This window comes from Kribbella sp. NPDC023855, from assembly GCF_040639475.1.
In the GTDB taxonomy this organism is placed as follows: domain Bacteria; phylum Actinomycetota; class Actinomycetes; order Propionibacteriales; family Kribbellaceae; genus Kribbella.
Map to the genome: position 1 here is coordinate 370,634 of NZ_JBFAAA010000004.1, position 25,375 is coordinate 396,008.

19 protein-coding genes are annotated in these 25,375 nt (G+C 67.3%); 13 read left to right on the forward strand and 6 right to left on the reverse strand.

Annotated elements, in window-relative coordinates; translation table 11 throughout:
- A complete protein-coding gene (locus AB0F51_RS17050) occupies positions 1–1,212 on the forward strand; it encodes an alpha-hydroxy acid oxidase (protein WP_360280686.1) in 1,212 nt (403 codons plus the stop codon).
- 15 nt (positions 1,213–1,227) lie between these two features.
- On the opposite strand, the gene AB0F51_RS17055 is transcribed toward AB0F51_RS17050, so the two are convergent.
- The 3 genes from AB0F51_RS17055 to AB0F51_RS17065 form a co-directional block, all read right to left on the reverse strand.
- A complete protein-coding gene (locus AB0F51_RS17055; RefSeq protein ID WP_360280689.1) occupies positions 1,228–2,355 on the reverse strand; it encodes a sensor histidine kinase in 1,128 nt (375 codons plus the stop codon).
- 81 nt (positions 2,356–2,436) lie between these two features.
- Positions 2,437–3,075, reverse strand: coding sequence for a pyridoxamine 5'-phosphate oxidase family protein (locus AB0F51_RS17060; protein WP_360280691.1), 639 nt, complete (start codon positions 3,073–3,075; stop codon positions 2,437–2,439).
- Positions 3,075–4,349, reverse strand: coding sequence for an MFS transporter (locus tag AB0F51_RS17065; protein WP_360280694.1), 1,275 nt, complete (start codon positions 4,347–4,349; stop codon positions 3,075–3,077). The genes AB0F51_RS17060 and AB0F51_RS17065 overlap by 1 nt, the downstream gene beginning before the upstream one ends.
- A gap of 154 nt (positions 4,350–4,503) precedes the next feature.
- Between AB0F51_RS17065 and AB0F51_RS17070 the strand changes: the two genes are divergently transcribed.
- Positions 4,504–4,977 (forward strand): hypothetical protein, encoded by a 474-nt coding sequence (locus AB0F51_RS17070; RefSeq protein ID WP_360280696.1) that lies wholly within the window; start codon positions 4,504–4,506, stop codon positions 4,975–4,977.
- A gap of 11 nt (positions 4,978–4,988) precedes the next feature.
- Here AB0F51_RS17070 and AB0F51_RS17075 read toward each other — a convergent pair whose 3' ends face one another.
- Complete coding sequence (locus AB0F51_RS17075) at positions 4,989–5,633, reverse strand: alpha-ketoglutarate-dependent dioxygenase AlkB (protein WP_360280699.1); 645 nt, start codon at positions 5,631–5,633, stop codon at positions 4,989–4,991.
- Between the two features lie 88 nt (positions 5,634–5,721).
- Here AB0F51_RS17075 and AB0F51_RS17080 point away from each other — a divergent pair, with 88 nt between their 5' ends.
- Complete coding sequence (locus tag AB0F51_RS17080) at positions 5,722–6,213, forward strand: DinB family protein (RefSeq protein ID WP_360280702.1); 492 nt, start codon at positions 5,722–5,724, stop codon at positions 6,211–6,213.
- A 2-nt stretch (positions 6,214–6,215) separates the two neighbouring features.
- On the opposite strand, the gene AB0F51_RS17085 is transcribed toward AB0F51_RS17080, so the two are convergent.
- A complete protein-coding gene (locus tag AB0F51_RS17085; RefSeq protein WP_360281556.1) occupies positions 6,216–7,691 on the reverse strand; it encodes an FAD-dependent monooxygenase in 1,476 nt (491 codons plus the stop codon).
- Positions 7,692–7,769: 78 nt separating this feature from the next.
- On the opposite strand from AB0F51_RS17085, the gene AB0F51_RS17090 reads away from it, so the two are divergent.
- The 3 genes from AB0F51_RS17090 (at position 7,770) to AB0F51_RS17100 (ending at position 10,493) form a co-directional block, all read left to right on the forward strand.
- Positions 7,770–9,131 carry an amidohydrolase gene (locus AB0F51_RS17090; protein WP_360280705.1) on the forward strand — a complete coding sequence of 454 codons (1,362 nt, stop codon included), beginning with the start codon at positions 7,770–7,772 and terminating at the stop codon, positions 9,129–9,131.
- 13 nt (positions 9,132–9,144) lie between these two features.
- A complete protein-coding gene (locus AB0F51_RS17095) occupies positions 9,145–9,408 on the forward strand; it encodes a MepB family protein (RefSeq protein WP_360280707.1) in 264 nt (87 codons plus the stop codon).
- Positions 9,409–9,782: 374 nt separating this feature from the next.
- Entirely contained in the window at positions 9,783–10,493 is a 711-nt protein-coding gene (locus AB0F51_RS17100; protein WP_360280710.1) for a hypothetical protein, read from the forward strand.
- 10 nt (positions 10,494–10,503) lie between these two features.
- On the opposite strand, the gene AB0F51_RS17105 is transcribed toward AB0F51_RS17100, so the two are convergent.
- On the reverse strand, positions 10,504–12,027 hold the full coding sequence (locus AB0F51_RS17105) for a glycoside hydrolase family 71/99-like protein (RefSeq protein WP_360280713.1): 1,524 nt from the start codon (positions 12,025–12,027) through the stop codon (positions 10,504–10,506).
- Between the two features lie 252 nt (positions 12,028–12,279).
- On the opposite strand from AB0F51_RS17105, the gene AB0F51_RS17110 reads away from it, so the two are divergent.
- The 7 genes from AB0F51_RS17110 (at position 12,280) to AB0F51_RS17140 (ending at position 25,163) form a co-directional block, all read left to right on the forward strand.
- The gene (locus AB0F51_RS17110) at positions 12,280–13,551 is read left to right on the forward strand and encodes an ROK family transcriptional regulator (RefSeq protein ID WP_360280716.1); all 1,272 of its coding nucleotides are present in this window, start codon (positions 12,280–12,282) and stop codon (positions 13,549–13,551) included.
- Entirely contained in the window at positions 13,548–15,089 is a 1,542-nt protein-coding gene (locus AB0F51_RS17115) for a sugar ABC transporter ATP-binding protein (RefSeq protein ID WP_360280719.1), read from the forward strand. The genes AB0F51_RS17110 and AB0F51_RS17115 overlap by 4 nt, the downstream gene beginning before the upstream one ends.
- A complete protein-coding gene (locus AB0F51_RS17120; RefSeq protein ID WP_360280722.1) occupies positions 15,089–16,171 on the forward strand; it encodes an ABC transporter permease in 1,083 nt (360 codons plus the stop codon). Before AB0F51_RS17115 ends, AB0F51_RS17120 begins: the two co-directional genes overlap by 1 nt.
- 47 nt (positions 16,172–16,218) lie before the next feature.
- Positions 16,219–17,268, forward strand: coding sequence for a substrate-binding domain-containing protein (locus tag AB0F51_RS17125; protein ID WP_360280725.1), 1,050 nt, complete (start codon positions 16,219–16,221; stop codon positions 17,266–17,268).
- 57 nt (positions 17,269–17,325) lie between these two features.
- Positions 17,326–18,489: a Gfo/Idh/MocA family oxidoreductase gene (locus AB0F51_RS17130; RefSeq protein WP_360280728.1), complete on the forward strand. Its 1,164-nt coding sequence runs from the start codon at positions 17,326–17,328 to the stop codon at positions 18,487–18,489.
- A complete protein-coding gene (xylA, locus tag AB0F51_RS17135) occupies positions 18,486–19,646 on the forward strand; it encodes a xylose isomerase (protein ID WP_360280731.1) in 1,161 nt (386 codons plus the stop codon). Before AB0F51_RS17130 ends, xylA begins: the two co-directional genes overlap by 4 nt.
- Positions 19,647–19,781: 135 nt before the next feature.
- Positions 19,782–25,163 (forward strand): ThuA domain-containing protein, encoded by a 5,382-nt coding sequence (locus AB0F51_RS17140; protein ID WP_360280734.1) that lies wholly within the window; start codon positions 19,782–19,784, stop codon positions 25,161–25,163.
- Positions 25,164–25,375: the final 212 nt, after the last annotated feature.

The window sequence follows — 25,375 nt, forward strand, 5'->3', positions numbered from 1 at the left end:
ATGACCGATCGCCAGATGCCCCGCTGGTCCGAGCTCAAGCCGCTGCTGCGTCCCAAGCCGGTCACGCTGAACGCGACCGACCGCCGGCTGGCGAAGGCGCTCACGATCGCGGACCTGCGCGCGATCGCCAAGCGCCGTACGCCGCGCTCGGTCTTCGACTACACCGACGGCGCCGCCGAGTCGGAGATCAGCCTGGGCCGCGCCCGCCGGCTGTTCGCCGAGATGGAGCTGCAGCCGTCGATCCTGCGCAACGTCTCCGAGATCGACCTCGGGACGACGATCCTCGGCCGGCGCTCGGAGCTGCCGTTCGCGTTCGCGCCGACGGGCTTCACCCGGATGATGAACCACGAGGGCGAGAGCGCGGTGGTCAAGGTCGCGCAGGAGCTCGGCATTCCGTACGCGCTGTCGACGATGGGGACCACCTCGATCGAGGACGTCGCCAAGGCCGGGCCGGACGCGCGCAAGTGGTTCCAGCTCTATGTTTGGAAGGACCGCGCGGCGGGGGAGGACCTGGTCAAGCGGTCGGCCGCCGCGGGGTACGAGGCGTTGATGCTGACGGTCGACGTACCGGTCGCGGGTGCACGCCTGCGCGACGTACGCAACGGCTTCACCATCCCGCCGTCGCTGACGGTGAAGACGGTTCTGGACGCGTCGCTGCACCCGGCGTGGTGGGCCAACCTGCTCACCACCCGGCCGCTGACGTTTGCGTCGCTGTCCAGCTGGGACGGCACGGTCGCCGACTTGCTGAACCAGCTGTTCGATCCGACGATGACCATCGACGACCTGACCTGGCTGCGCTCGATCTGGGACGGGCCGCTGATCATCAAGGGCATCCAGACGGTGGAAGACGCCCGCCGCGTGGTCGACGCCGGCGCCGACGCCATCGTCCTGTCCAACCACGGCGGCCGCCAACTCGATCGAGCCCCCACCCCGCTCCGCATCCTCCCCGACGTCCGCAAAGCCATCGGCACCGACGCCGAGATCTACCTGGACACCGGCATCATGAGCGGCGCCGACATAGTCGCAGCCCTCGCCCTGGGCGCCGACGCCTGCCTAGTAGGCCGCGCCTACCTCTACGGCCTCATGGCCGGCGGCCAACGCGGAGTAGCCCGAGCCGCCCAAATCCTCACCACAGAAATCCACCGAACCATGGCCCTCCTAGGCGTCCCCACCGTAAAAGACCTAAACCCCACCCACGTCCACCTCCCGTAATCGTTGTGGTTGGGGTTAGAAGGGCAGGGTGGCGGTGACTCTGAGGCTGCCGGTGGGGGTTCGGGTGGTTGTGAGGGTGCCACCTAGGGCGGTGGCTCGTTCTCGCATGCCTACGATGCCGTTGCCGTCCTTCGGTGGACCCACGAGCGCAGTCCCGTCGTCATCCACCTGCACCACCAGCGACTCCTCGCCGTACTGGATGCGCACGGTCGCCTCCTTCGCCTTCGCGTGCCGTACGACGTTGGTGAGCGACTCCTGGATGATCCGGAACGCCGCCCGATCCAGACCAGTCGGCAGTGGGCGCGGCTCACCGCGGATGATCGCGTGCACCTCCAACCCCGCCATCGACGTCCGGCTGATGAGCTGGTCGAGTCCGTCCAACCCGGCGACGGGCTGCCGTGGCGCGGCCTCGTCCGACTGACGTAGTACGCCGACTATCGAGCGCAGCTCGACAAGTGCTTCCTTGCTGGCGTCCTTGATCGCCGCCAACGCCGGCGCGGCCTGCTCCGGCTGCCTGTCGACCAGGTGCAGCGCAGTAGACGCCTGCACGTTGATCAGCGAGATGTGGTGCGCCACCACGTCATGGAGCTCCTGCGCGATCCGCAGCCGCTCCTCACCGGCCCGGCGAAGCTCTGCCTCGCGCTTGGTCTTGTTGGCCGCCGCCACCCGCTCCCGGTGACCACGGAACAGCTCCGCCAAGAACCCCAGTACTACGAAACACGTCCCTACCAGGAGCACCTGGTAGACGCCCTGCTGGTTGATGTTGAGTACCAGCCGCCCGAGCACATGTCCGGCGTACAGGGCGACGAGGCCGAGCCAGCCGGCCAGCCGGTGACCGGTCCTGATCACGGTGAAGACGGCGATGACGAAGCTGAAGATCACCGGGCCGTACGGGTACTCCCGGAGCATGTAGACGAGAGTCGAGACGACTGTCACCCACATCACCGCCACCGGTCGGCTGCGGAGCCAGTAGAGCGCCCCCGCGCCGATCACGAGGAGCACCACCATGATCCAGTCGGCAGGTCTCCGGTCGTGCGCGTTGCGGGACGCACCGAACGAGCCGGCGATGGTCACCACCATGAGGACGGCAGGCAGCGCCACCCGTCTCACGCGGGCGCCGACCGTCGGCTCAGCGGTGCTCACCCTCGAACCGTAGAGGTCCGGGTCACCCGGTGTCATCGTCGCCACGGAGTACGTCGTACTGCTTCTCCTGCGGTACGCCGCTCAGTACTTCCCGTTGTAGATGCCCTCTTCATACCGCGGCCCGTAGTACTCGCGCAGCTCGGCCAGCTCGGCGTCCTTGCGGTCGAGCGCCTTCGCGATCTCGGCCCGGCTCGGTACTGCGTCCGGGTTCCAGGTCTCGGGCTTCCACACCTTCGAGCGCAGGAACGCCTTCGAGCAGTGGTGGAAGACCTCCTCGATCTCGACCAGCAGCACCAGCTGCGGTCGGTGGCCTTTGACAACCATCTCGTCGAAGAACGGCGCGTCCTTCACGATCCGGGCCCGGCCGTTGATCCGCAGCGTCTCCCCGCGACCCGGGATGAAGTAGATGAGCCCGACGTGCGGGTTGGTGAGGATGTTGAGGAAGCCGTCGACGCGCCGGTTCCCGGTCCGCTCCGGGATCGCGATCGTGCACTCGTCGAGCACCTTGGTGAATCCGGCCGGATCGCCCTTGGGGGAGACATCGCAGCTGCCGTCGGCGGCGGACGTGGCGACCAAGCAGAACGGCGACTCGGCCAGCCACTGCTTGTCGAGCTCGTGGAGCTCCTTGCGCACCTTGTCGGCGGTGGTCTGCAGCGGGGGCGGGACCACCTCGCGCAGCTCGTCGTACGAGGTGATCTCGACCAGTCCGGGGATGTCCATCAGGCGGCGCACTCCTCATTGAGCGACGGCTCGGTCACCTGGCTGGCGGACCGTGTCCGTGCCGCCCATCGTACGGCGGGACCAGTTGCCACACTGGTCCCCAGGAACAGTGCACCGACCACCATCCAGCCCACTGCACCCCATCCCAGGACCAGTGTCGTGAGCAGCGCCGGGCCGAGCATGCGAGCCACAGCAGGGCCTGTGCCGAAGAAGCCCTGGTACTGCCCCTGCTTGTCGGCGGGCGCCAAGCCGAAGCTGATTTCCCACGCTCCAGAGGCCAGCTTCATCTCACCGAACGTCAGCAGAGCGGCAGCAGCAGCCAGTACTCCGGCCGCGACGGCAGGAGCCATTCCGATGGCGGTCAGCGCGAAGACCCCGCAGGCGGCCAGCATCGCGACTCCCGCGAACCGGATCGAGCGGGTCGCAGTACGGAGGCTGGTGACGCTCCGGGCGATCCGTACCTGGAAGAGCATGACGCCGAGCGTGTTGATGATCAGCAGCGAGGCAACGACCCAACCAGGAGCGTTGGTGCGCTCGACGATCCACAGCGGGGCGACCAGACTCAGCAGCGGCATGAACATCAGCATCACTGCGTTCAGGAGAGCCAGCAGGGCGTACGGGCGATCGTGCAGAACAGCCAGGCGGGGCTCGCCGGCGACCCGGAGCTTCACTGCCTTGACCGCGGGCACCCGGTGGATCAGTCCGGCGGCGATCAGGAAGCTGGCGGCGTCGATGGCGAACACAGTCAGGTACGCCGGTGCCGTGTCGAACCGCAGCGCGACACCACCGAGTGCCGCGCCGACCGCGAGACCGGCGTTGACCGTCGCCTGCAGGAAGGCGCGGATGCGGGTCCGCTCGGCCGGCTGGACCAGGCCCGCCAGCAGCGCTTGCCGGGCGGCGGTGAGCCCGGTCTGGCTGGTGGCGTAGGCGATGGCCGCGATCAGGAAGAGCGGGAAGCTGCGGACGAAGAGGAACGAGCCGACCGAGACCGCGGTGGACAGCGCCAGCAGGATGGCGACACCGCGAGCGCCCTTGCGGTCGGCGAGATTGCCGAGCGGGACACCGGTCAGAAAGCCGACCAGCCAGGCGATCGTCAGGCCGAGCCCGACCTGCGCGGTGGACAGCCCGACGACCCGCGTGAAGAAGAGCGCGGAGGTGACGATGAACGCGCCGTCACCCACCGAGTTGGCCAACTGTGCAAACGCCAGGTTGCGGGCAACTCCCGCCGGCGGCAACAACGAACCGACCTTGGTACGACGGACAGTGGTGGTCATCTCGATCTCCCTTGGCTCTTGTACCAAGACCCTAGATCTCCACCGGCCCATCCATCAGGTCCACTTCTCCTCTGATCCCATGGGCCAATTGAGGCAGCGAAATTGGTCTGTGGACAACGGAGAATCGGGGCGGAGACGACGGCACATTCTAGGTATGACCTTCACTGATCTCCCCGCGAACTGGCTCAAGCTTCCTCTCACCGATCCGGACCTGGCCGCCGACGTCGTCGACCTGTACGTCTCACAGGGCGACCGGCGCCGCGGCGTGCTCTCAGCGCTGCTGTGCGACGCCGAGGTGCGTTTTGTGGCAGCCATCGATCTGGATCTGCCAGAGGAGGGCCCACTCACCTCACCCAAGGCGTGCGCTAGAGCGTTGGCGCCATTGATACCTGCCTTACAGCTCCGCCCGGAGGGCGCTTTGCTGCTCGCCCTTGGGCGCCCTAGACCCAATCCGGCCTCGGACCATGACTGGACCAAGGCCGCGCTCGAGACCTGCCGGGCGGCATCGATACGACTGCTGACCTTCTATATCGCCACGCCCGGCCACCTGCGCCGCGCAACGCTGCCCACGCCACGCCTCACGCCCATCCCGCGGCCGCCGTGGGTTGACTGCCGGCTGTCGTGCTAGCGGACGCAGGGCTAGCGGACGCCGCGAGGGCGGAACTGGATGCTGATGCGCGGACCGATGTGGCCGGCCGACTTGGGGATGGCGTGTTCCCAGGTGCGCTGGCAGCTGCCGCCCATCACGATCAGGTCGCCGTGACCGAGTGGATAGCGGAGGGTCGAGCTGACCGGACCGCTGGACCCGCCGGGTTTCGGCCGGAGAGCGAGAACGCGTGGTTCACCGACGGAAAGGATGGCCACCATCGTGTCCTCACGGCTGCCGCGGCCGATTTTGTCACCGTGCCAGGCAACGCTGTCGCGCCCGTTCCGATAGAAGCACAAGCCGGCCGTCCGGAATGGTTCACCCAACTCGTCCGCGTAGTGCTCACTCAACAGGTCCCGGGCCTCGTCGAGAATCGGAAGGGGAAGATCGTGATTCTCACCGTAGAAACACAGCAGCCTCGGCACGTCGACCATCCGGTCGTACATCTGCCGCCGCTCCTCGTGCCACGGCACATCGGCAGCCAGCCGCTCGTACACCTGATCCGCCCCGGTCAACCACCGCGGCAGCACGTCGATCCACGCACCCTGGCTCAACTCCGTACGCCGAATCCCGTCCAGCGAACCCAACGCAGGATCCTCGAACGCATCCAGCAAGGAGCCCTGAAGGTCAGCACCCATAACCCCACCATACCCGAAACTCGAACAGGTGTTCCCCTAGGTTCCCTAGGTTGACCCTCTGTGATCATCAATCCACTAAACTCGGCGGGTGACGCGGCGACGACCGGCTGGGGGAGCGGATGAGCGGGCGATGCTTACCGGTTGGCTGGACTTTCAGCGTGCGACGGTGCGGCTGAAGTGTGATGGGTTGACGGAGGACCAGGCGCGGCTCGCTCCGTTGCCGTCGTCACCGCGGATGACCGTGGCGACGCTGGTTGCGCATCTGTGCTGGGTTGAGCAGTCCTGGTTCGAGGTCAGCTTCCTCGGCCTCCGGGAGTTGACGGCTCGGGATCCGTTCGAGTTGCCGTCCGCGCCCAGTGCGCCGCTCGGCCGACTGCTCGACGAGTACGACGCCCAGTGCGGCAGATCCCGCGAGATCGTGGCGGGCCATCAGCTCGACGAGCTCGAGGCCTGGGCACCCGAAGGACTGGAGTTGGTGTCGTTGCGCTGGATCATCGGTCACCTCCTCGAGGAGACTGCGCGGCACCTCGGTCACCTCGATGCCCTTCGGGAGTTGATCGACGGCAGCACTGCCCACTGACCTCAAACCGGCTGCCCGAACCAGTGGGTCAGGTGGCGGGTCAGCGACTGTTGGTTGTCGCCGAGCCAGGCGAGGTGGCCGTCAGGGCGGAGGAGGACGGCGGGAACATCGAGGGCTGCGGTGGGGTCTGCGAGGTAGTCGACGCGGTCTGACCAGCCGTCTACCGTCAGGCGTTCGGTGCGGTCGAGGAGTAGGCCGCGGCCGCGATGGAGCCGGCTGTAGAGGGTGCCATGGTTGAGGTCGAGGTCGCGCTGGCGGCGGCCGAGCAGGTCTGGGCCTTCGCCGAAGTCGTAGCGGAGGTCGATCGCGGTGATCTTCTCGATCAGGTGGCGATGCACCTCGTCGAAGTCCATCAGTTCGGTGAACAGCCTGCGCACGGCCTGGGCGCCCGGTTCGTCCGACATCAGTTCCGTCTGGGCGCGGGTGTTGTCCAGCACAGCCTCGGCGACGGGGTGACGTTCGGACTCGTAGGTGTCCAGCAGTTTCTCCGGCGCCCAACCGTTGACCGACGCAGCCAGTTTCCAGCCGAGGTTGAACGCGTCCTGAAGGCCGAGGTTGAGACCTTGGCCGCCGGCGGGCGGATGGATGTGGGCCGCGTCGCCGGCCAGCAGTACCCGCCCGACCCTATAACGCTCGGCCAGCCGGGTCGCATCACCGAAGCGAGACATCCAGCGCGGCGAATGTACGCCGAAATCGGTACCGGCGATGGCGTGCAACTGTTGCCGGAAGTCCTCGAGGGTGGGCGGCTCCGCGCGATCGCTGATTCCCGCGGCGGGCACCACGACGCTGTAGACGCCTTCACCGAACGGCCTGAGCCACACTCGCTTGCCAGTCGCGTGGATCTCGGTCAGCCTGGCGGCGATCTCCTCCTGCGATACGCCCACCTGCATCTCGCCCATGAGCGTGTCGATTCGAGAGGGTTCGCCAGGGAAGCCAACGCCGAGCAGTTTGCGCACGGTACTGCGCGCGCCGTCGCAGCCGACGAGATAGCGCGCACGCACCTGTTCTGCGCCGATGCCGCCGACGGCGCGATTGCCATCGGCCAGTTCGACGGTCACCCCCTCGTCGTCCTGCTCGAAGCCGGCGACCGCACAACCGCGCCGGACCTCCGCACCCTGTTCGATCGCGTGTTCTTCGAGCAGCCGGACGATGACCGGGTGCTGGATGCCGAGCAGATAGGCATGCGCGGAATCCAGACCCTCGGGTTCGGTCTTGGCGATCCCGGCGAAGATGCCGCCGACCGGCCGCCGTCTTCCGTGCTCGAGCAGGCGATCCAGCAGCCCGCGCATCGCCAGCAGTTCGAGACTGCGAATGTGCAGACTGACAACGCGGACGAACGAGACCGGCTCGGTTTCCTTCTCCAGAAGGAGTACCCGCACATCGTGCAGCCTGAGCTCGGCGGCCAACATCGCGCCGACCGGCCCGCACCCGGCGATAACCACGTCGTACGGATCGGCGGAGAGTTGCTGAAGGTCCATAGTCACGGTCAACCGCAAAATACCACCTGATCCCGACTACTGCGGGATGATCCTTGGGTCACGAGCTCTGGAGGAACGATGACGCGGTTGGTGATCCGGAACTGTTCGGTGCTCGTTGTGCCGGTCGCGGGGGTGTGCCGGGTCGACGAGTACCAGGACATCCTGATCGAGGACGGCGCGATCACCGAGGTGATGCCAACCGGGGCGGTCGATGCCGAGCCCGGTCTGGAGGAGCTCGACGCGACCGGGCTGATCGCCGTACCGGGGCTGGTGAATTCGCACACCCACAGTCCGATGGTGATGATGCGGGGCGCCGCTGAGGACGTGTCGATCGACGACTGGTTCAACCGCAAGATCTGGCCGATGGAGATGAACCTGACGCCCGAGCGGGTGAAGGTCGGCGCCCGGCTGGCGTGCGCGGAGATGTTGCTGGCCGGCGTCACCACGTTCGTGGATCACTACTTCCATGCCGAGCAGATCGCCGCGGCCGCGCTGGAGACCGGGATCCGGGCCGATCTCGCGCCGACCTTCTTCTCGTCGACCGGCGCGGACGTACGCGAAGCGGCGTACGAGTCGGCGCGGGAGATCCGGGCGCTGGGGAAGAGCTCGGCCGGAGACGGACCGCCACGAATCACGGCCAGCCTCGGACCACACGCGCCGTACACGGTGACAGAGGAAGACCTCGTCCGTACTGCGGAAGTCGCGCGCGCCGAGGAATTCCGCATCCACCTGCATGCGGCCGAGACTGCCGACCAGACGCAATCGTCCAAGGAGCGTCTCGGGGTCACGCCGATCGAGGTGCTGGAGCGCACCGGCGTACTGGATGCGGGAGCGTTGATCGCCCACGGCTGCGGCATCCTCGACTCCGACCTCGGCATCCTCGCGAACCACGCGCGCCGTACGACGGTCGCCGCGTGCCCGAAGGTCTACCTGAAGCTTGCGATGGGCTCGACCACTCCCATCAGGCAACTGCAGTCGGCCGGGATCGCAGTCGGGGTCGGCACGGACGGAGCCGCCGTACACAACACCCTCGATGTCTGGGAATCCCTGCGGTTGTTGGCATTGACGCAGAAGCAGCGCGAGGAGGATGCCGAGTGGATGACCGTCTCGGACACCCTTCGCCTCGCAACGAGAGGCGGCGCGGCAGCAGCCGGCCTGGCCGACACGATCGGCGCGATCGAGCCCGGACGCCGCGCGGACATCGCCCTGGTCGACCTGTCCGGACCCCACTGCCAGCCACTCCACGACCCGCGCGCCGCGCTCGTCTACTCCGTACGGGCCTCCGACGTCGTCACAGTTGTTGTCGACGGCAACATTATCGTCCGCGACCACCGCCTGATCACGGCAGACCTGGATGAGATCCTGCACGCCACGAAGGACGTGGCACACACGCTGATCGACCTGTCCCACGGCGGAGCAGTCCAGCACCACGCACCCTGATGTTCGTGACAGGGTGAGCAAATGCCAACCAACCGCGGGCGCTCGCCTACGAGCCTTGCGGCTTCACCTGCTCGCAGCCGATCCCAGAAGTCGAGAGTGCCGAGCCATCCAGCCTTTCGACGCCGGCGATCCGATCGGCCTCTTCGTCATCAGCACCCGCGATCGTGATCACTTCGGCCAGTTCGTCTTCCCCATGGCTGCTCTCCGCCACCACGGCGTCACTTCAACAGCGGGTTCCGGGGGCAAACGAGCGTTTCGTGTCTACCGCCTTGGGTGACCACCACCAGCCAGGCCGGTACTGCGCGGGCGGGGCAGCTAGACCACTTTCTCGAGTTGCCTCACGACCGACCGACCCCATCGACGAGCTCCGGACTGAATGGAGGCGAACGGTCACGCGCAGTGCCCGAAGTGTTAAGGGAGTGTGTGGAATTCGGCGGCTGTGATTCGGGGTTTAGAGGGCGGGGACTGTTGCATTGATACTGGAGGATGTGAACTGGGCGGGGGTGATTCGGGTGCCCGGACGGGTGGATTCGTTGCTCTGTGCAAGGCGCGTTCAGCCGTGGGTGACGCTCGTCGGTTTGCCCTGGCCGCACCCCCTTGCGACGTGGCACGATCGGCCACCGGGGAGTCAAGTCATCAGGGGGCGGACGAATGGCGAAGGCCAAGCGAGTCAACGACCGGAGTGCGAGCGACATGGGTGCCGACAGGGCTGAGGACCGCCGCCACCAGAACGGCCCAGCGCCACTCACGGTCCGCAACGGCCGCTCACCCAACGGAGCCCCCGACGCAACGGCAGCCAACGGGACACCCAACGGAACGCCCCCGATCGAGCCCGTTCCCGGCAATGGACCAGTTCCCGTCCGGGAGCCGGTGCCCAGTACTTCGAACTTCGGTACGCCGGTGAAGGTCGACGAGATCGCGGTAGCAGCGATGGCCTTGTCGGAGAACCTCTTGGCCGCGACCCGCGGCCTGCCCGAGTCGGTCGCGTCCCGCCAGTTGCGGCGCGACCTGGACGAGGCGGCCGACACGTTCCGCGCGGTGGCCGGCGAACTGGAGGCGACCGCCGGCAGCCTGGTTCGCCTGGCCGCTACCGAGGGTCAGTCCTGCGGCGTCAGCTGGGGGATCTGCGAGGACCACGGCCTGACCTTGATGAGCGTCGGCGAAGTCGTCACCTGCCACGTCCTCGGCTGCCATCGCGAACAGCAGGCCGTCGTGGAACGCTGCATGCAACCGGTCGCCTACCGCGTCGTCGACGTGGCCGGCCCTGCCCTCCTCACCTGTGCCGGCCACGCCATCGCCTGCCGAGTGCACCTCGACGGCGCCGTCATCACGCTCGCCACCGACAGCCTCGAACTCCTTTAGAACAACGGAGCTACTGGATCCGGCACGACGTCAGGTGGTCGTTCGCATTGGGCGACAGGGCAACGAAGTTCGCCGTGTCCGCCGTCCTGGTCCAGCTCTGCCCGGTGAAGTTGTCCTCGGCAAACATCGTCACCGACCAGCCAGCCGGGACCCGGACCGACGACGCCCAGTTGTCCGGTACGCCGGCTGTCGCCAGTTGCGCGCGAGTGTAGTTGCCTTTAGCAAGTGCCTGCCCGGCCGCGCCGCCGTAATCCACGTGCTGGTAGAAGATCACCCCACCTGTACCCTGGCTCGGCATCGGCTGGGTCGGCCGCTGAGCGGTCAGCGGGAGCTGCCCCTTGAACATCCGCCCACCGTCGTTCGTGAGCCGCAGGTAGTAGTCCGACGAACACGCCGTACCGTCCTCGTCGAGCGCGCGAATCCCTGACCCACCGGGGATCCAGGCCGAGCTCTCGGCCGTCTTGGCGATCTGGTTGCCCTCGTTGTACTCGTCGAACATCGAGATGTACATGCCCTGCACGCCGACCCGGGTGAGGTTGTAGAACTGCCGCCACATCAGGTCGCCGTGCCGTCGGTGCCCCGACTGCAGATCACCCGGAATCACGCACGGCTGATAGTCGATCCCGTACGCGTTGCAGTCGGCCTGGTCCTGCTGATTCACGTTGTTGTAGTAGTGATCCGCGCCGGCCACGTCCTGGATCCGGCCGACCATCCACGGCGAGATCATGTTGAACGCGTGGTACACATCGAGATACCCCGCCCGCGAGTCCTCGACACCGCGTCGCCAGTGCGTTGGCACACCACCGATCACGTAATAGCCCTGGCCCTTGAACCAGTTCACGACATCGAGACAAACCGAAGCAGGGAAGGCCTTGTTGGCCTCGTTGAAGCCGAAGCCCCAGATGCACACCACCGGCTTGCCGTTCTGCTTCGCGTACGCCGGTGAGCTCGTGTAAGCCCGCATCTTGTTGATCCAGTCGGCCTTCATCTCCGACTGCATGTTCGTCCAGTCGGTCGCGTCGTACATGATGTAGAACTTCCGCCCGAACGTCTCGGCGGCCTGGCGGACCTTCACCGCCATCGCGTCGCGGGTCGGGCCTTCGCCGCCGGTCGGATTGAACCGTTGCAGCGCGGCGGTGTCACAGCCGTGCTGCTGCATCCACTGGAAATGCGTGTCGACGGTCTGCTGGTCGTACGACGAGAACAGTTTCGCGGGCTGCCCGTTGCCGAGATTCGCGTACGCCGTCTGGTAGGTGCTCGTGTAGTCGCGGACGTCGGGCCAGCTGCCCAACGCGTTGTTGCTCGGCGACGGCGGCTGACCCCAGTTGTTGCTCCAGTGCCACCAGCCGTTGATCGGTGCGCCGTCGCCGGCGCAGGCGAACCAGCCCTGGTAGCCGACGGTGATCTTGCCGACCACGTCGCCGGGTGGACTGGCGACCGGCGTCGCGGTGGTCGCCGAGGTCGGCAAGGTGCTGCCGATCGTGGTTGCTGCGGCTGCCGAGGCAGCCAGGAAGGTACGGCGGGTCACAGACATGTGCAGGCTCCTGATGGGGGCGGGGCAGGACTGCGGAGAGTGGCGCCGAGCGTACAAACGAGCGCTTCAATCTGCAAGACTTCGATGAAAGTCTGCAAATTGCGAATCGAAAGCTTTCGACCAGGTCGTGAAGAAACTTGGCCGCAACATCTTGACGGCCATCCCGCCGGTACTTAGTTTGTTGGCTCAACAGACAAAGTCTGTGACTGGCATCACAGATGCCGTTCTCCAGGGGGAGAAGGGGGTGGGCTCATGACGCTGTCCAAGGGCAGTCGGCCAGGCAGCGGTGTCGTCGCCGCCGATCATGTCTCGCTCCGGCGGAACAATCTGTCCGTCGTCCTCCGGCACGTCCGCGAGGCGGGATCGCGCTCACGCGCCCGGATCGCAGCGGAGACCGGCCTCAACAAGGCGACCGTGAGCAGCCTGGTCGCCGAGCTGGTCGAACGCGGCCTGCTGCGCGACGGTCAGGCCGAAGCCGGCGCGCTCGGCCGGCCCGGGCAACTCGTCGAGCTCGACGGTCGCGGCATCTGCGGCGTCGGCGCGGAGATCAACGTCGACTACCTCGCCGTAACAGCTCTCGACCTCGGCGGCGAGACAGTCACCGAACGCCGCGTCCCGCTCGACGTCGCCCACCTCGATCCCAGTACGACGCTCGATCACCTGGCCGAGCTGGTTCAGGAGTCGGTGGCGGCCGTGCTGGCCCGGGGCGGTCTGATCGCCGGTGTCACGCTCGCCGTACCGGGTCTCGTCCAGAGCGCGACCGGGTTGCTGAAGCTCGCGCCGAACCTCGGCTGGGCGGAGGTGTCCGTGGTCGACGAGATGCGCGAGCGGCTCGGCGGCCCGGCGTACCCGGTGCGGGTGGACAACGAGGCGAACCTTGCCGCGCTGGCGGCGTACTCGGAGATGAAGACGGGGCCGGACCCCGTGCAGGACATCGTCTTGCTGACCGGTGCTGTCGGTGTCGGTGGCGGCATGGTCACCGGCGGGCACCTGCTCCGCGGTGGGCACGGCTTCAGTGGCGAGGTCGGCCACATGCCGGTGGCCCCGGCCGGTGGGACCTGCGGCTGTGGCCGGACCGGCTGCTGGGAGACCGTGGTCGGCCTGACCGCTTTGTTGAACAAGGCAACTGATCTCGACGACCCGGTCCGCGACCCGTCACTGGACGTGGAGCAGCGGCTGGCCGAGATCACCCGGCGGGCCGAGGCCGGTTCGGCCCGGACCCTGAACGCGCTGGCCGAGGTCGGCACCTGGCTGGGAATCGGAGGAGCGGTCCTGGTGAACATCCTGAACCCGGACGTGCTGGTGCTCGGCGGCTACTTCGCCGTGCTCGGGCCGTGGCTGAAAGAACCGCTGGAGACCGCGATCCGGGAACGGGTGATCGCTCCGGACGGCGGTGGCTGCCGCGTCGTCCAGTCCGAGCTCGGCTTCACCGCCGCGGTCCGCGGCGGCGCGCAGATCTCGCTGGACCAGGTTTTCCTCGACCCGACACTGGTCGGTCGCGACGCGGCAGGAGTGGCCCAATGACCCAGTACGACGTCCCGTCGGCCGGCGAGGCGGAGAGCGCGGAGCTGCTCCGGATGACCGGGATCGTGAAGGAGTTCCCCGGCGTCCGGGCCCTGGACGGTGTCGATCTGGACATCCGGCGCGGCGAGGTGCACTGCCTGCTCGGCCAGAACGGCGCCGGCAAGTCGACGCTGATCCGGGTGCTGACCGGCGCGCACAAACCCGACGCGGGCACCATCCGGGTGAACGGCAGCCTGGTGTCGCTGAACACCCCGGCCGACTCGATGCGGCTGGGAATCGCTGCCATCTACCAGGAACTCGACCTGGTTCCCGACCTCACCGTCGCCGAGAACGTGTTCCTCGGCCACGAGCCGGCCCGGTTCGGGCTGACCCGCCGGCACGAGGCGAACACGAAGGCCCGCGAACTGCTCAAAGGCCTCGGCCACGGCGAGATCCCACCGGGCCGGACCGTCGGTCTGCTGTCGGCCGCCGGTCAGCAGGTGGTCAGCATGGCGCGAGCGCTGTCCAGGAAAGCGCGGCTGATCGTGATGGACGAGCCGTCCGCGGTGCTCGACTCCGAAGAGGTCGACAACCTGTTCCGGGTGATCCGCGACCTCACCGCGCAGGGTGTCGCGATCGTGTACATCTCGCACCGGCTCGAGGAGATCCGCGAGATCGGCGACCGGGTCACCGTGCTCAAGGACGGCGCCACCGTGGCCACCGGCCTGGATGCCCGCGAGACGCCGACCACCGAACTGATCCGGCTGATGACCGGCCGCTCGATCGAGTACGTCTTCCCGCCTCGCGTCGAGGTCGCGAGTACCGCACCCATCGTGCTCGAGGTGGAGAACCTGTCCCGGCCACGGGAGTTCGCCGACATCCACTTCGCAGTACGGGCCGGGGAGATCCTGGGGCTGGCCGGCCTCGTCGGGTCCGGGCGTTCCGAAGTACTGGAGACCGTGTACGGCGCGCGCAAGGCGGCGACCGGTGTTGTCCGGGTGGACGGCAAGTTGCTCAGGGCCGGTCAGGTGCAGGAATCCGTCAAGGTGGGGATCGGGCTTGCCCCGGAGGAGCGCAAGAGCCAGGCGCTGCTGCTCGACGAGGCGGTCTACAAGAACATCACGGTGTCGAGCATGGGCCGCTTCGCCAGCGGAGGATTCCTCAACGGCCAGGCGGAACGGAAAGCGGCGGAGGAACTGACCAAGGCGCTCGACGTTCGCCCGGCCGGAGTCGAGCAGCCTGTCCGCAACCTGTCGGGTGGGAACCAGCAGAAGGTCGTGCTGGCCCGCTGGCTGTTGCGGGACTGCCGGGTTCTGCTGCTGGACGAGCCGACCCGGGGTGTCGACGTCGGAGCGCGGTCCGAGATCTACGCGCTGATCCGCAAGCTGGCCGCCAACGGGATCGCGATCGTGCTGGTTTCCAGCGAGGTCGAAGAGGTGCTCGGTCTGGCCGACCGGGTCGTGGTGATGCGGGAGGGGCGGGCCGTGCACACGGGCCCCGCGCAGGAAATCGACGAGCACCAGGTGCTCGACCTGGTGATGGAAGGAAGTGCCGTCTGATGAACGACGGAGTCGCACGACCCACGGATACCCAGGGGCAGACCATGGTCGAGGTGGACCCGGTGACCGGGACGGTGCCGCGCAGCGGCCGGGGTGGTCCGATGGCGGGAGCAGCCGTCGGCAACCTGTTGAAGAGCGGGGCCGGCCGGAACGTCGGTCTGGTCATCGCGCTCGTCCTGCTCTGCATCGTCGGATTCGTCACAGCGGGGGACAGGTTCGCCAGTACCGCCAACATCCTCACCATCCTGCGGCTGGCGGCGGTGGTCGGTGTGGTCAGCATCGGCATGACGTTCGTGATCACCGGCGGCGGGATCGACCTGTCCGTCGGGGCGATGCTCGCCCTGGCCAGTGTCTGGGCGAGCACGCTGGCCACCCAGCAGATGGCCATCGACTACCACTGGATCTTCATGGTCACCACCGCGCTGCTGGTCGGCTCGGCGTGTGGTCTGGTCAACGGGTTACTGGTTGCCTACGGCAAGATAGTGCCGTTCATCGCGACCCTGGCGATGCTGGCCGGGGCGCGCGGTCTGGCCGAGATCCTGTCCGACCGCAAGACCCAGATCATCAACGTCAACTCGTTCGTCGACTTCTTCGGCGGCTCGCTGATCGGCGTACCGGTGCTGGTCTGGATGTTCGTCGTGGTCGCCGCGGCGGGCTGGGTGCTGCTCAACCGGACCACCTTCGGCCGGCGGACCTTCGCCGTCGGCGGCAACGCCGAGGCGGCGCGGCTGGCCGGTATCAAGGTACAGAAGCACACGGTCGCCCTCTACGTGCTGGCCGGCCTGTGCTGTGGCATCGCCGCGGTGATGCTGATGGCCCGGACCACGACCGGCAGCTCGACCCACGGTCAGCTCTACGAGCTCGACGCGATCGCGGCGGTGGTGATCGGCGGCACGCTGCTGTCGGGTGGCCGCGGCACGATCGTCGGGACCGTGTTCGGCGTGCTGATCTTCACCACCCTGAACAACGTCTTCACCCTGAACAACTTGAGCATCTCCGCCCAGTCGGTGGCGAAGGGCGTGATCATCGTGATCGCTGTCCTCCTCCAGCAACGCCTGGCCGCTCGCGCCACCACGCATTGACCGAAGAACGGCAACCCCTGTAAATGCACCACCTTTTGGAGGACAAGATGTCCGTACGTTCCGCCCGATTACTGTTCACCGCCGGCCTGGTCGGGCTCAGCTCGATGGCCCTGATCGCCTGTACCAGCAACACCCCCGAGGCCGAGAAGACCAAGGACTCCGGCACCCAGCAGGTCGCGGCCAAGGGCAACGACGAACCGGGCAAGAAGGTGAAGATCGGCTTCTCGGCGCCTGCCGCGGACCATGGCTGGATGGGCGCGATCACCAAGGCCACCCAGGCCGAGGCGAAGAAGTACTCCGACGTCGAGCTGGTCGTTGCCGAGGGCACCAACGACGTGAACCTGCAGATCAGCCAGGTGGAGACCTTCATCAACGACAAGGTCGACGCGATCGTGCTGCTGCCGTTCGACGGTGCGGCGCTCACCCCGGTGGCGATCAAGGCGATGGAGGCCGGTATCACGGTGGTGAACGTGGACCGCGAGTTCGGCAGCACCTTCGCGGCCCGGACCACCATCCTCGGCGACAACAAGGGGATGGGGGTGTCCGCGGGCACCTACGTCTGCAAGGAGATGAAGGGCAAGAAGGACGCCGTGATCGCGGAGATCGCCGGCATCGACTCGCTCCCGCTGACCCAGGCGCGCAGCGCGGGCTTCAAGGAAGCGCTGGCCGACTGCGGGCTGAAGGTCAGCAACCGGGTCGCGGCGGAGTTCACCGTCGAGTCCGGTGAGAAGGCCGCGGCCAACCTGTTGCAGGCGGCCCCGAAGATCGACGCGATCTGGAACCACGACGACGACCAGGGCGTCGGCGTGATGGCGGCGATCAAGAACTCCGGCCGCAAGGAGTTCTTCGTCGTCGGTGGCGCCGGTTCGGCGAACGTGATGCGCGACATCAAGGCCGGCAACTCGGTGGTGAAGGCCACCGTCATCTACCCGTCCACGCAGGGTGCGGACGGCGTCCGGCTGGCTCGCCTGCTGGTCCAGAAGAAGGCCCTCGGCGACCTGGTGGAGGTCGAGGTGCCGCGCACCATCCAGCTGTACGCGCCGGTCGTCACCAAGGACAACGTCGACCAGTACCTGCCGACCGCCTTCGAGAGCTGACACGGCGAGAGCTGACGCAGCGAGAGCTGACAAAACCGAGAGCTGAGGACTATCTGTATGACGAACCTGGGCATCGGCCTGATCGGGTACGCCTTCATGGGGGCCGCCCACTCACAGGCCTGGCGCAGCGCGCCGCGCTTCTTCGACCTGCCACTGCAGCCGGACATGACCGTTCTGTGTGGCCGGTCGGCCGACGCGGTCACCGAGGCCGCCGGCAAGCTCGGCTGGAGCCAGACCGAGACCGACTGGCGCAAGCTGCTGACTCGCGACGACGTGCAGCTGATCGACATCTGCACGCCGGGCGACAGTCACGCCGAGATCGCGATCGCCGCGCTGCAGGCGGGCAAGCACGTGCTCTGTGAGAAGCCGCTGGCCAACACCGTCGCGGAGGCCGAGCAGATGGCGGCCGCGGCGGCCGAGGCGGCGGCCAACGGGGTCAGGTCGATGGTCGGGTTCACCTACCGCCGGGTGCCGGCGATCGCGCTGGCCCGCCAGTTGGTTGCCGAGGGCAAGATCGGCACCATCCGGCACGTGCGGGCGCAGTACCTGCAGGACTGGATCGCGGATCCGGAGGCGCCGCTGTCGTGGCGGCTGGACAAGGAGAAGGCCGGCTCGGGGGCGCTCGGTGACATCGGGGCCCACATCGTCGACCTGACCCAGTACATCACCGGCGACCGGATCACCGAGGTCAGCGGGCAACTGGAGACGTTCGTCAAGGAACGTCCGGTGGCGGCCGCGCACAGCGGGTTGTCCGGCGAGGCCGGTACCGAACATGGACCGGTCACGGTGGACGACGCCGCGATCTTCCTCGCCCGGTTCGGTGGCGGCGGGCTCGGCGTCTTCGAGGCGACCCGGTTCGCGACCGGCCGGAAGAACGCGATCCGGATCGAGATCAACGGCAGCGACGGCAGTCTGGCGTTCGACTTCGAGGACATGAACGAGCTCCACTTCTACGACGCGACGGAGCCGGCCGAGACCGCGGGCTTCCGGCGCATCCTCGTCACCGAGGCGACGCACCCGTACGTCGCCGCCTGGTGGCCGCCGGGTCACCTGCTCGGCTACGAGCACGGCTTCACTCACCAAGTGGTCGATCTGGTCACCGCGATTGCCGAGGGCAAGGATCCGGCACCGTCGTTCGCGGACGGCCTGCAGGTCCAGCGCGTGCTGGCCGCGGTCGAGGACAGCTCGACCTCCCGACAGTGGCAGGAGATTCCTGAATGAACTCATACACACCGGCCAAGAGCGACAAGTTCTCCTTCGGATTGTGGACCGTCGGCTGGGAAGGCGTCGACGTCTTCGGTACTGCGGTCCGCGCGCCCCTCGACCCCGTGTACGCGGTGGAGAAGCTGTCCGAGTTGGGGGCGGCGGCGGTGTCGTTCCACGACGACGACCTGGTACCCGACGACTCGACCCGTCAGCAGGTGCTGACTCGGTTCACCAAGGCCCTGGCTGACCACGACATGGTCGTGGAGGAGGCCACCACCAACCTGTTCGCCCACCCAGTCTTCAAGGACGGTGGCTTGACGGCCAACGATCGTGACGTCCGCCGGTACGCGCTGGCCAAGGTGCTGCGCAACGTCGACCTCGCCGCCGAGCTCGGCGCGAAGATCTATGTGCTCTGGGGCGGTCGCGAGGGCTCCGAGTCGGGTGGTTCGAAGAACGTGCACGCGGCGCTGGACCGCTACAAGGAGTCGATGGACCTGCTCTGCGGCTATGTGCGTGAACAGGGCTATGACATCCGATTCGCGATCGAGCCGAAGCCGAACGAGCCGCGCGGTGACATCTTGCTGCCGACCATCGGCCACGCGATCGCCTTCATCAACGACCTCGAGCACCCCGAGATGGTCGGAGTCAATCCCGAGGTCGGGCACGAGCAGATGGCCGGGCTGAACTATGCGCACGGGATCGCGCAGGCGTTGTGGCACGGCAAGTTGTTCCACATCGATCTGAACGGTCAGCACGGTCCGCGGTTCGATCAGGACCTGCGCTTCGGCGCGGGAAACCTGCGGGAGGCGTTCTGGACCGTCGATGTGCTCCAGGGTTCCGCCGGTGGACCGGCCTTCGACGGCTATGTGCACTTCGACTACAAGCCGCCGCGCACCGAAGACATCGAAGGGGTCTGGGAGACCGCGCGGGGCTGTATGCGCAACTACCTGATCCTGCGGGAGAAGGTGCAGGCCTTCCGCGCCGACCCCGAAGTACAGGAAGCCGTCGCGGCCGCCCGCGTGAACGAACTCTCCCAGCCCACCCTGGGTGAGGGCGAGTCGCTGGCGGATCTGCGCAAGGCGACCTACGACCCCGACGCGCTGGCACAACGCGGGCTCGGGTTCGAGCGGCTCGACCAGCTCGCCATGGACCACCTGCTCGGCGTCCGATAACCCGACCCATCCCGCGCAGGGCAGAGCACGGGGACCGCAGTAGCTGAACTTCGCAGTACCAGGGCCGAAAAATCCGGGGACCCGCCCCGGAACCAGATGGAGCGCGCGCCTTATCCGACCCATGAGGAGCACCCCATGATCCAGCTACGCAGACGAGGCACGCTCATCCGTGTCCTCGTGCTCGCCCTGATCGCCTCCTTGGCGATCACTTTGCCGGCCCAGGCCCATCCGGGGCACGGGGCCGAGACCTTCAACGCGTTGATCTTCAGCAAGACCGCCGGGTTCCGGCACGACTCGATCCCGGCCGGGATCCAGGCGATCAAGGAGCTGGCGGCGGGCAACGACTTCACCGTCACCGCGACCGAGGACGCGGCGATGTTCAACGACACCGAGCTCGCGAAGTACGAGGTGGTGATCTGGCTGTCGACGACGGGTGACGTGCTCAACGCGGATCAGCAGGCCGCGTTCGAGCGGTACATCCGCAACGGTGGCGGATACGCCGGGGTGCATGCCGCGTCGGACACGGAGTACGACTGGCCCTGGTACGGCAAGCTGGTCGGCAGCTACTTCGACAGCCACCCGCCCGGTACGCCGAACGCGACGGTGAAGGTGGAGGACCACGCGCACCCGTCGACTGCCGAGGCGCCGACGAGCTGGCCGCGGACGGACGAGTGGTACAACTACCGGTCGAACCCGCGGGGTGCTGTGCACGTGCTGGCCTCGCTCGACGAGTCGACGTACACCGGCGGCAACATGGGCGTCGAGCACCCGATCGCGTGGTGTCAGGACTACGACGGCGGCCGCGCCTGGTACACGGGGATGGGGCACACGATCGAGTCGTTCTCCGACGCAACGTTCCGCAAGCACCTGCTCGGCGGCATCAAGACCGCGGCGGGCGTGCAGCCGGCCGACTGTGGCGCCTCGCTGAGTGACAGCTACGAGAAGGTCACCCTCGACGACGACACCGCGAACCCGATGGAGCTGGCGATCGCCAACGACGGCCGGGTGTTCTACATCGACCGCAACGGCGCGATCAAGATCATCAAGACCGACGGTTCGGTCCTCACCGCGGGCACCCTCAGCGTGTACACCGGCCAGGAGTTCGGCCTGCTCGGGATCGCGCTCGACCCGGCCTTCGACCAGAACGGCTTCCTCTACCTGTACTACTCGCCGACCGGAAGCGATCCACACGACAAGGTCTCGCGTTTCAAGGTCACCGGGGACACCGTCGACCTGGCCAGTGAGAAGCAGGTACTGCGGATCGACACCCAGCGCAACGAGTGCTGCCACGCCGGTGGTGCGCTGGAGTTCGATGGCCAGGGCAACCTCTACATCGCGACCGGTGACAACACGAACCCGTTCGACTCCGACGGCTACTCGCCGCTGGACGAGCGGGCCGGCCGCGCCGCCTGGGACTCGCAGCGCAGCGCCGCGAACAGCAACAACCTCAACGGCAAGGTGCTGAAGATCCACCCGGAGGCCGACGGCAGCTACACCGTCCCGACCGGCAACCTCTTCCCGGCCGGTACTGCGAAGACGCGGCCGGAGATCTTCGCGATGGGCTTCCGCAACCCGTTCCGGATCGGTATCGACCCGGCCACCAACAACCTCTTCGTCGCCGACTACGGTCCGGACGCCGGCCAGGTCTCACCGACGCGTGGCCCGGACGGCCGGGTCGAGTGGAACATCGTCAACAAGCCCGGCTTCTACGGCTGGCCGTACTGCGTCGGCAACAACACGCCGTACAACGACTACAACTTCGCCACCGGCGCGGCGGGAGCAACCTTCAACTGCGCCGCTCCGGTCAACGAGTCGCCGAACAACACCGGAATCACCCAGCTGCCGGCGGCGATCCCGGCGACGATGTGGCAGGGCAAGTCGACCACCGGTGTCCCCGAGATCGGCGGCAGCGGTGCGCCGATGACGAGTGGCGCGTACAAGTTCGACCCGGACAGCAACTCGGATCGCAAGTGGCCGAAGTACTTCGACGGCAAGGCCGTGTGGGCGGACTGGAACGACAGCCGGCTGTTCTCGGTGCAGTTGAAGGACGACCGTACCGGGGTGGCGGACGTATCCCGGATGCTGCAGAAGATGGCGTTCGTCCGGCCGCACGCGTTGCAGTTCGGACCGGACGGTGCGCTGTACGTGATCGAGTGGGGCAGCGGGTTCGGCGGCAACAACGCGGACTCCGGCATCTACCGGATCGACTACGTGCAAGGCAATCGGGCGCCGATCGCGCAGTTCAGCACGGACAAGACGTCCGGACCGGTGCCGTTGACCGTCGCGTTCGACTCGACCGGCTCGCGTGATCCGGACGGTCAGCCGATCACGCTGGCGTGGGACTTCGACGGCAACGGAACGACGGACAGTACCGACCCGAAGCCGTCGCACACCTACACCACGGCCGGGGTGTTCACGGCCCGGTTGACAGTGACCGACAGCGATGGCCGGACCGCGGTCTCCAACCGCACCATCACGGCCGGCAACACCGCACCGACGATCACGGTGGAAGCACCGCTGGACGGTGGGTTCTTCGACTTCGGCGACACGATCAGGTACAAGGTCACTGTCACCGACCCGGAGGACGGCACGGTCAACTGTGCCGAGGTGATCACCCAGCCCGCGCTGGGCCACGACGAGCACGCCCACGACTACGAGCAGTACCCCGGCTGTGAAGGTGTCATCCCGGTCAACGGGGACAACGGCCATGTCGGCGCGAACATCTTCGGCCTCGTCAAGGTGAAGTACACCGACAAGGGGGCGCCGGGGAGCGGGCGGCTGACCACCGAGAAGGTCGTGCAGCTCCAGCCGAAGACGCGCGAGGCGGAGTACTTCAGCGAGACCGGTGGGCCGGGCGACACGGGCGGCGTACAGGTCGAGGACACCGGTGACGTGGCCGGTGGTGGCAAGAACATCGGGTTCATCGAGGACGGTGACTGGTGGGGCTGGAAGCCGACGAACCTGACCGGCATCACCCAGCTCCAACTGCGGGCCGCTTCACCTGACGCGGGAGCGACCGTGCAGGTGCGGCAAGGGTCGCCGACGACCGGACCGATCGTTGCCACCATCAACGTCACCCCGACCGGTGCCTGGCAGACGTACGGCAACTTCACCGCGGACGTCTCCGGCGCCTCGCTGACCAGCGGACCGCTGTACTTCGTCAAGACGACCGGGCAGCTGAACGTCAACTGGGTGAAGTTCATCGGCAAGGGCATCACGGAGAACCAGCGGCCCAACGTCTCGATCAGTGCCACACCGGTGCAGGGCAAGGCGCCGCTGAAGGTCGACTTCACGGCGACGGCGACCGACCCCGAAGGCGACGTCCCGTTGTCCTACGTGTGGAGCTTCGGTGACGGCGCCACCGCCACCGGTGCGACTGTCAGCCACACCTACACGACCTCCGGTACCCACGAAGCGACCGTCACGGTGACGGACGCGAAGGGTGCGGCCGGTACGTCGCACGTGCAGGTGAAGGTCGACGCGTCAGCTCCGCCGACCTGCTTGACCGGCCGGTCGGACGGCTTCGAGGGGACGACGCTCGACACCGGACGCTGGAACTCCATTGTCAGAGGCAACCAGGAGCTTGCCGTGAGCAACGGCAACCTGGTGCTCCCGCTGACCGCGACCGACATCTACGGCACCGGCAACACCGGTACGCCGAACATCGTGCTCCAGCCGCTGCCCGCGGGTGCATGGCAGGCGACGGCGAAGATGACGTTGCCCGCCCGGCTGGCGTACCAGCAGGCTGGGTTGATCGTCTACGGCGACGACGACAACTACGCGAAGATGGTGCTGCAGGGCCGCTCGACGGGTTCGCCGTCGGCCGCGGACCGGATCTTCCAGTTCATCCGGGAAGAAGCCGGTGCACCGAACGAGGTGGCCGCGTCGAACACGGCCAACCTGGGCGCGGCGTACCCGGACACCGTCTGGGTCCGCTTCACCAGCAACGGGCAGAACCTGCGGGCGTCGTACAGCGTTGATGGTGCGACCTTCGTCGACATGCCGGAGACCAAGCAGCTGGCCGGGATCAGCAACCCGAAGATCGGGCTGTTCGGGCTGGCCAACCGGACCGAGGCGCTGCCGATCACGGCGCAGTTCGACTACTTCTCCATCACGCCGGACGACACCGCCGAGGCACCGACTCCCGACGACGAGTTCGACGGTACTGCGCTCGACGCCTGCCGCTGGTCGGCGAGCGTGCGGCCGGACGCAGCGGCGTACCGGGTGACCGGCGGGAAGCTCGAGATCGACACCAGCAAGGGCGACATCTACCAGGGCACGGCCACGAACCCGAAGAACCTGCTGCTGCAGCCGGCTCCCGACGGTGACTGGACGATCGAGACCAAGGTGGACGGGTCCGCGTTCGACGAGCGGTACCAGCAGGGCGGCCTGATGGTGTACGGCGACGACGCGAACTACGTGAAGCTCGACTTCCTCACCTCGAACGTCGCCGGCAGCACGGTGACCCGGGGGATCGAGTTGCGCAGCGAGGTGAACAACACGATCGTCCAACCCGCACCGAACGCGTCACCGGCACCCACCCAGGGTGTCTGGTATCTGCGGCTGGCGAAGAGCGGTACGACGTACACCGGGTCGTACAGCGCGGACGGGCTGGAGTGGACCACCCTGCCGGCCGTCACCAACACCGCGCTGACGTCGGCGAGCTTCGGGATCTATGCCTTCGGGGTCGACCAGGTCGCTTCGAAGACGGTGAAGTTCGACTACTTCAAGCTGGTCAAGGACACGGTCGCGCCGCAGGTGAACCTGTCGGTCAACCCCTCGGCGCCGTCAGGTGACAACGGCTGGTGGACCGATGCGGTGGTCGCAACGGCGATGGCGACGGACAACCAGCCCGGTCAGCTCTACCTCGAGCAGAAGGTCGGCGACGGCGACTGGGCGGAGTACACGACTCCGGTCAGTCTGACGGCGGACGGCACCCACACCCTCCAAGTGCGGGCGAGTGACACCGCGGGCAACGTGTCCGAACCCAAGTCGGTGACGGTCAAGCTCGACAAGACCGCCCCGGCGGCGACAGTGACCGGTCTGACGGCTGGCGCCGAGCTCGGTGTGGCGAGTCTGGCCACGGTGGCGGCGACTGCCACGGATGCGCTCTCGGGGATGGCCGGCGTGACGCTGACCATCGACGGGCAGCCGTTCCCGGCGACCGGCAAGCTCGACGGCATGGTGCTCGGTCTGGGTGCGCACGAAGTGATCGCCCGGGCGACGGACAAGGCCGGCAACGTCGCGGTGACGAAGGTGCCGTTCACGGTCATCGCGACTTACGCGCAGGCGCTCGAGGTGGTCAAGCGCTACCGGGACGTTCGAACGCTGGACCTGCAGCCCACCGTCGAGATGAAGGTGCAGCTGCGGGCGGCTGAACGGGAGCACGCCAAGGGTCGCCTGGCGGCCGCCCGGACCGCGATGGACAAGTACCTGGCCGAGGCTCAGAAGGTCGCCGACGTACCGGCCAGGACGCTGCTCGTCGCTATCGGTCAGGACCTCAGGCAGAGGATCTGACCCCATGCTCGTCGCCGTGCGCAACCGCACCCTGTCCGACGCGGAGAGGTGGACAGGAGCTCCTCCGGCCCGGGGTGGTTCGGCCCCGCCCCGGGCCGGTGGGAGAGCGGTGGCGCACGGTCGGCGGGGGACCGGTTCGTCCGGTTCCGGTCCCCGGCGCCGCGACCAGCGCTCCGGCCGCGGCGCCGGGGACACCCCTTTGAATCCCATGT

What these genes read in the sequence shown, in the direction of transcription:
- AB0F51_RS17050 (WP_360280686.1), top strand. Translation starts at nt 1, where the DNA reads ATGACCGATCGCCAGATGCCCCGCTGGTCCGAGCTCAAGCCGCTGCTG.
- AB0F51_RS17060 (WP_360280691.1), bottom strand. Translation starts at nt 3,075, where the DNA reads ATGGACATCCCCGGACTGGTCGAGATCACCTCGTACGACGAGCTGCGC.
- AB0F51_RS17065 (WP_360280694.1), bottom strand. Translation starts at nt 4,349, where the DNA reads ATGACCACCACTGTCCGTCGTACCAAGGTCGGTTCGTTGTTGCCGCCG.
- AB0F51_RS17070 (WP_360280696.1), top strand. Translation starts at nt 4,504, where the DNA reads ATGACCTTCACTGATCTCCCCGCGAACTGGCTCAAGCTTCCTCTCACC.
- AB0F51_RS17075 (WP_360280699.1), bottom strand. Translation starts at nt 5,633, where the DNA reads ATGGGTGCTGACCTTCAGGGCTCCTTGCTGGATGCGTTCGAGGATCCT.
- AB0F51_RS17085 (WP_360281556.1), bottom strand. Translation starts at nt 7,691, where the DNA reads ATGGACCTTCAGCAACTCTCCGCCGATCCGTACGACGTGGTTATCGCC.
- AB0F51_RS17090 (WP_360280705.1), top strand. Translation starts at nt 7,770, where the DNA reads ATGACGCGGTTGGTGATCCGGAACTGTTCGGTGCTCGTTGTGCCGGTC.
- AB0F51_RS17100 (WP_360280710.1), top strand. Translation starts at nt 9,783, where the DNA reads ATGGCGAAGGCCAAGCGAGTCAACGACCGGAGTGCGAGCGACATGGGT.
- AB0F51_RS17105 (WP_360280713.1), bottom strand. Translation starts at nt 12,027, where the DNA reads ATGTCTGTGACCCGCCGTACCTTCCTGGCTGCCTCGGCAGCCGCAGCA.
- AB0F51_RS17110 (WP_360280716.1), top strand. Translation starts at nt 12,280, where the DNA reads ATGACGCTGTCCAAGGGCAGTCGGCCAGGCAGCGGTGTCGTCGCCGCC.
- AB0F51_RS17115 (WP_360280719.1), top strand. Translation starts at nt 13,548, where the DNA reads ATGACCCAGTACGACGTCCCGTCGGCCGGCGAGGCGGAGAGCGCGGAG.
- AB0F51_RS17120 (WP_360280722.1), top strand. Translation starts at nt 15,089, where the DNA reads ATGAACGACGGAGTCGCACGACCCACGGATACCCAGGGGCAGACCATG.
- AB0F51_RS17125 (WP_360280725.1), top strand. Translation starts at nt 16,219, where the DNA reads ATGTCCGTACGTTCCGCCCGATTACTGTTCACCGCCGGCCTGGTCGGG.
- AB0F51_RS17130 (WP_360280728.1), top strand. Translation starts at nt 17,326, where the DNA reads ATGACGAACCTGGGCATCGGCCTGATCGGGTACGCCTTCATGGGGGCC.
- xylA (WP_360280731.1), top strand. Translation starts at nt 18,486, where the DNA reads ATGAACTCATACACACCGGCCAAGAGCGACAAGTTCTCCTTCGGATTG.
- AB0F51_RS17140 (WP_360280734.1), top strand. Translation starts at nt 19,782, where the DNA reads ATGATCCAGCTACGCAGACGAGGCACGCTCATCCGTGTCCTCGTGCTC.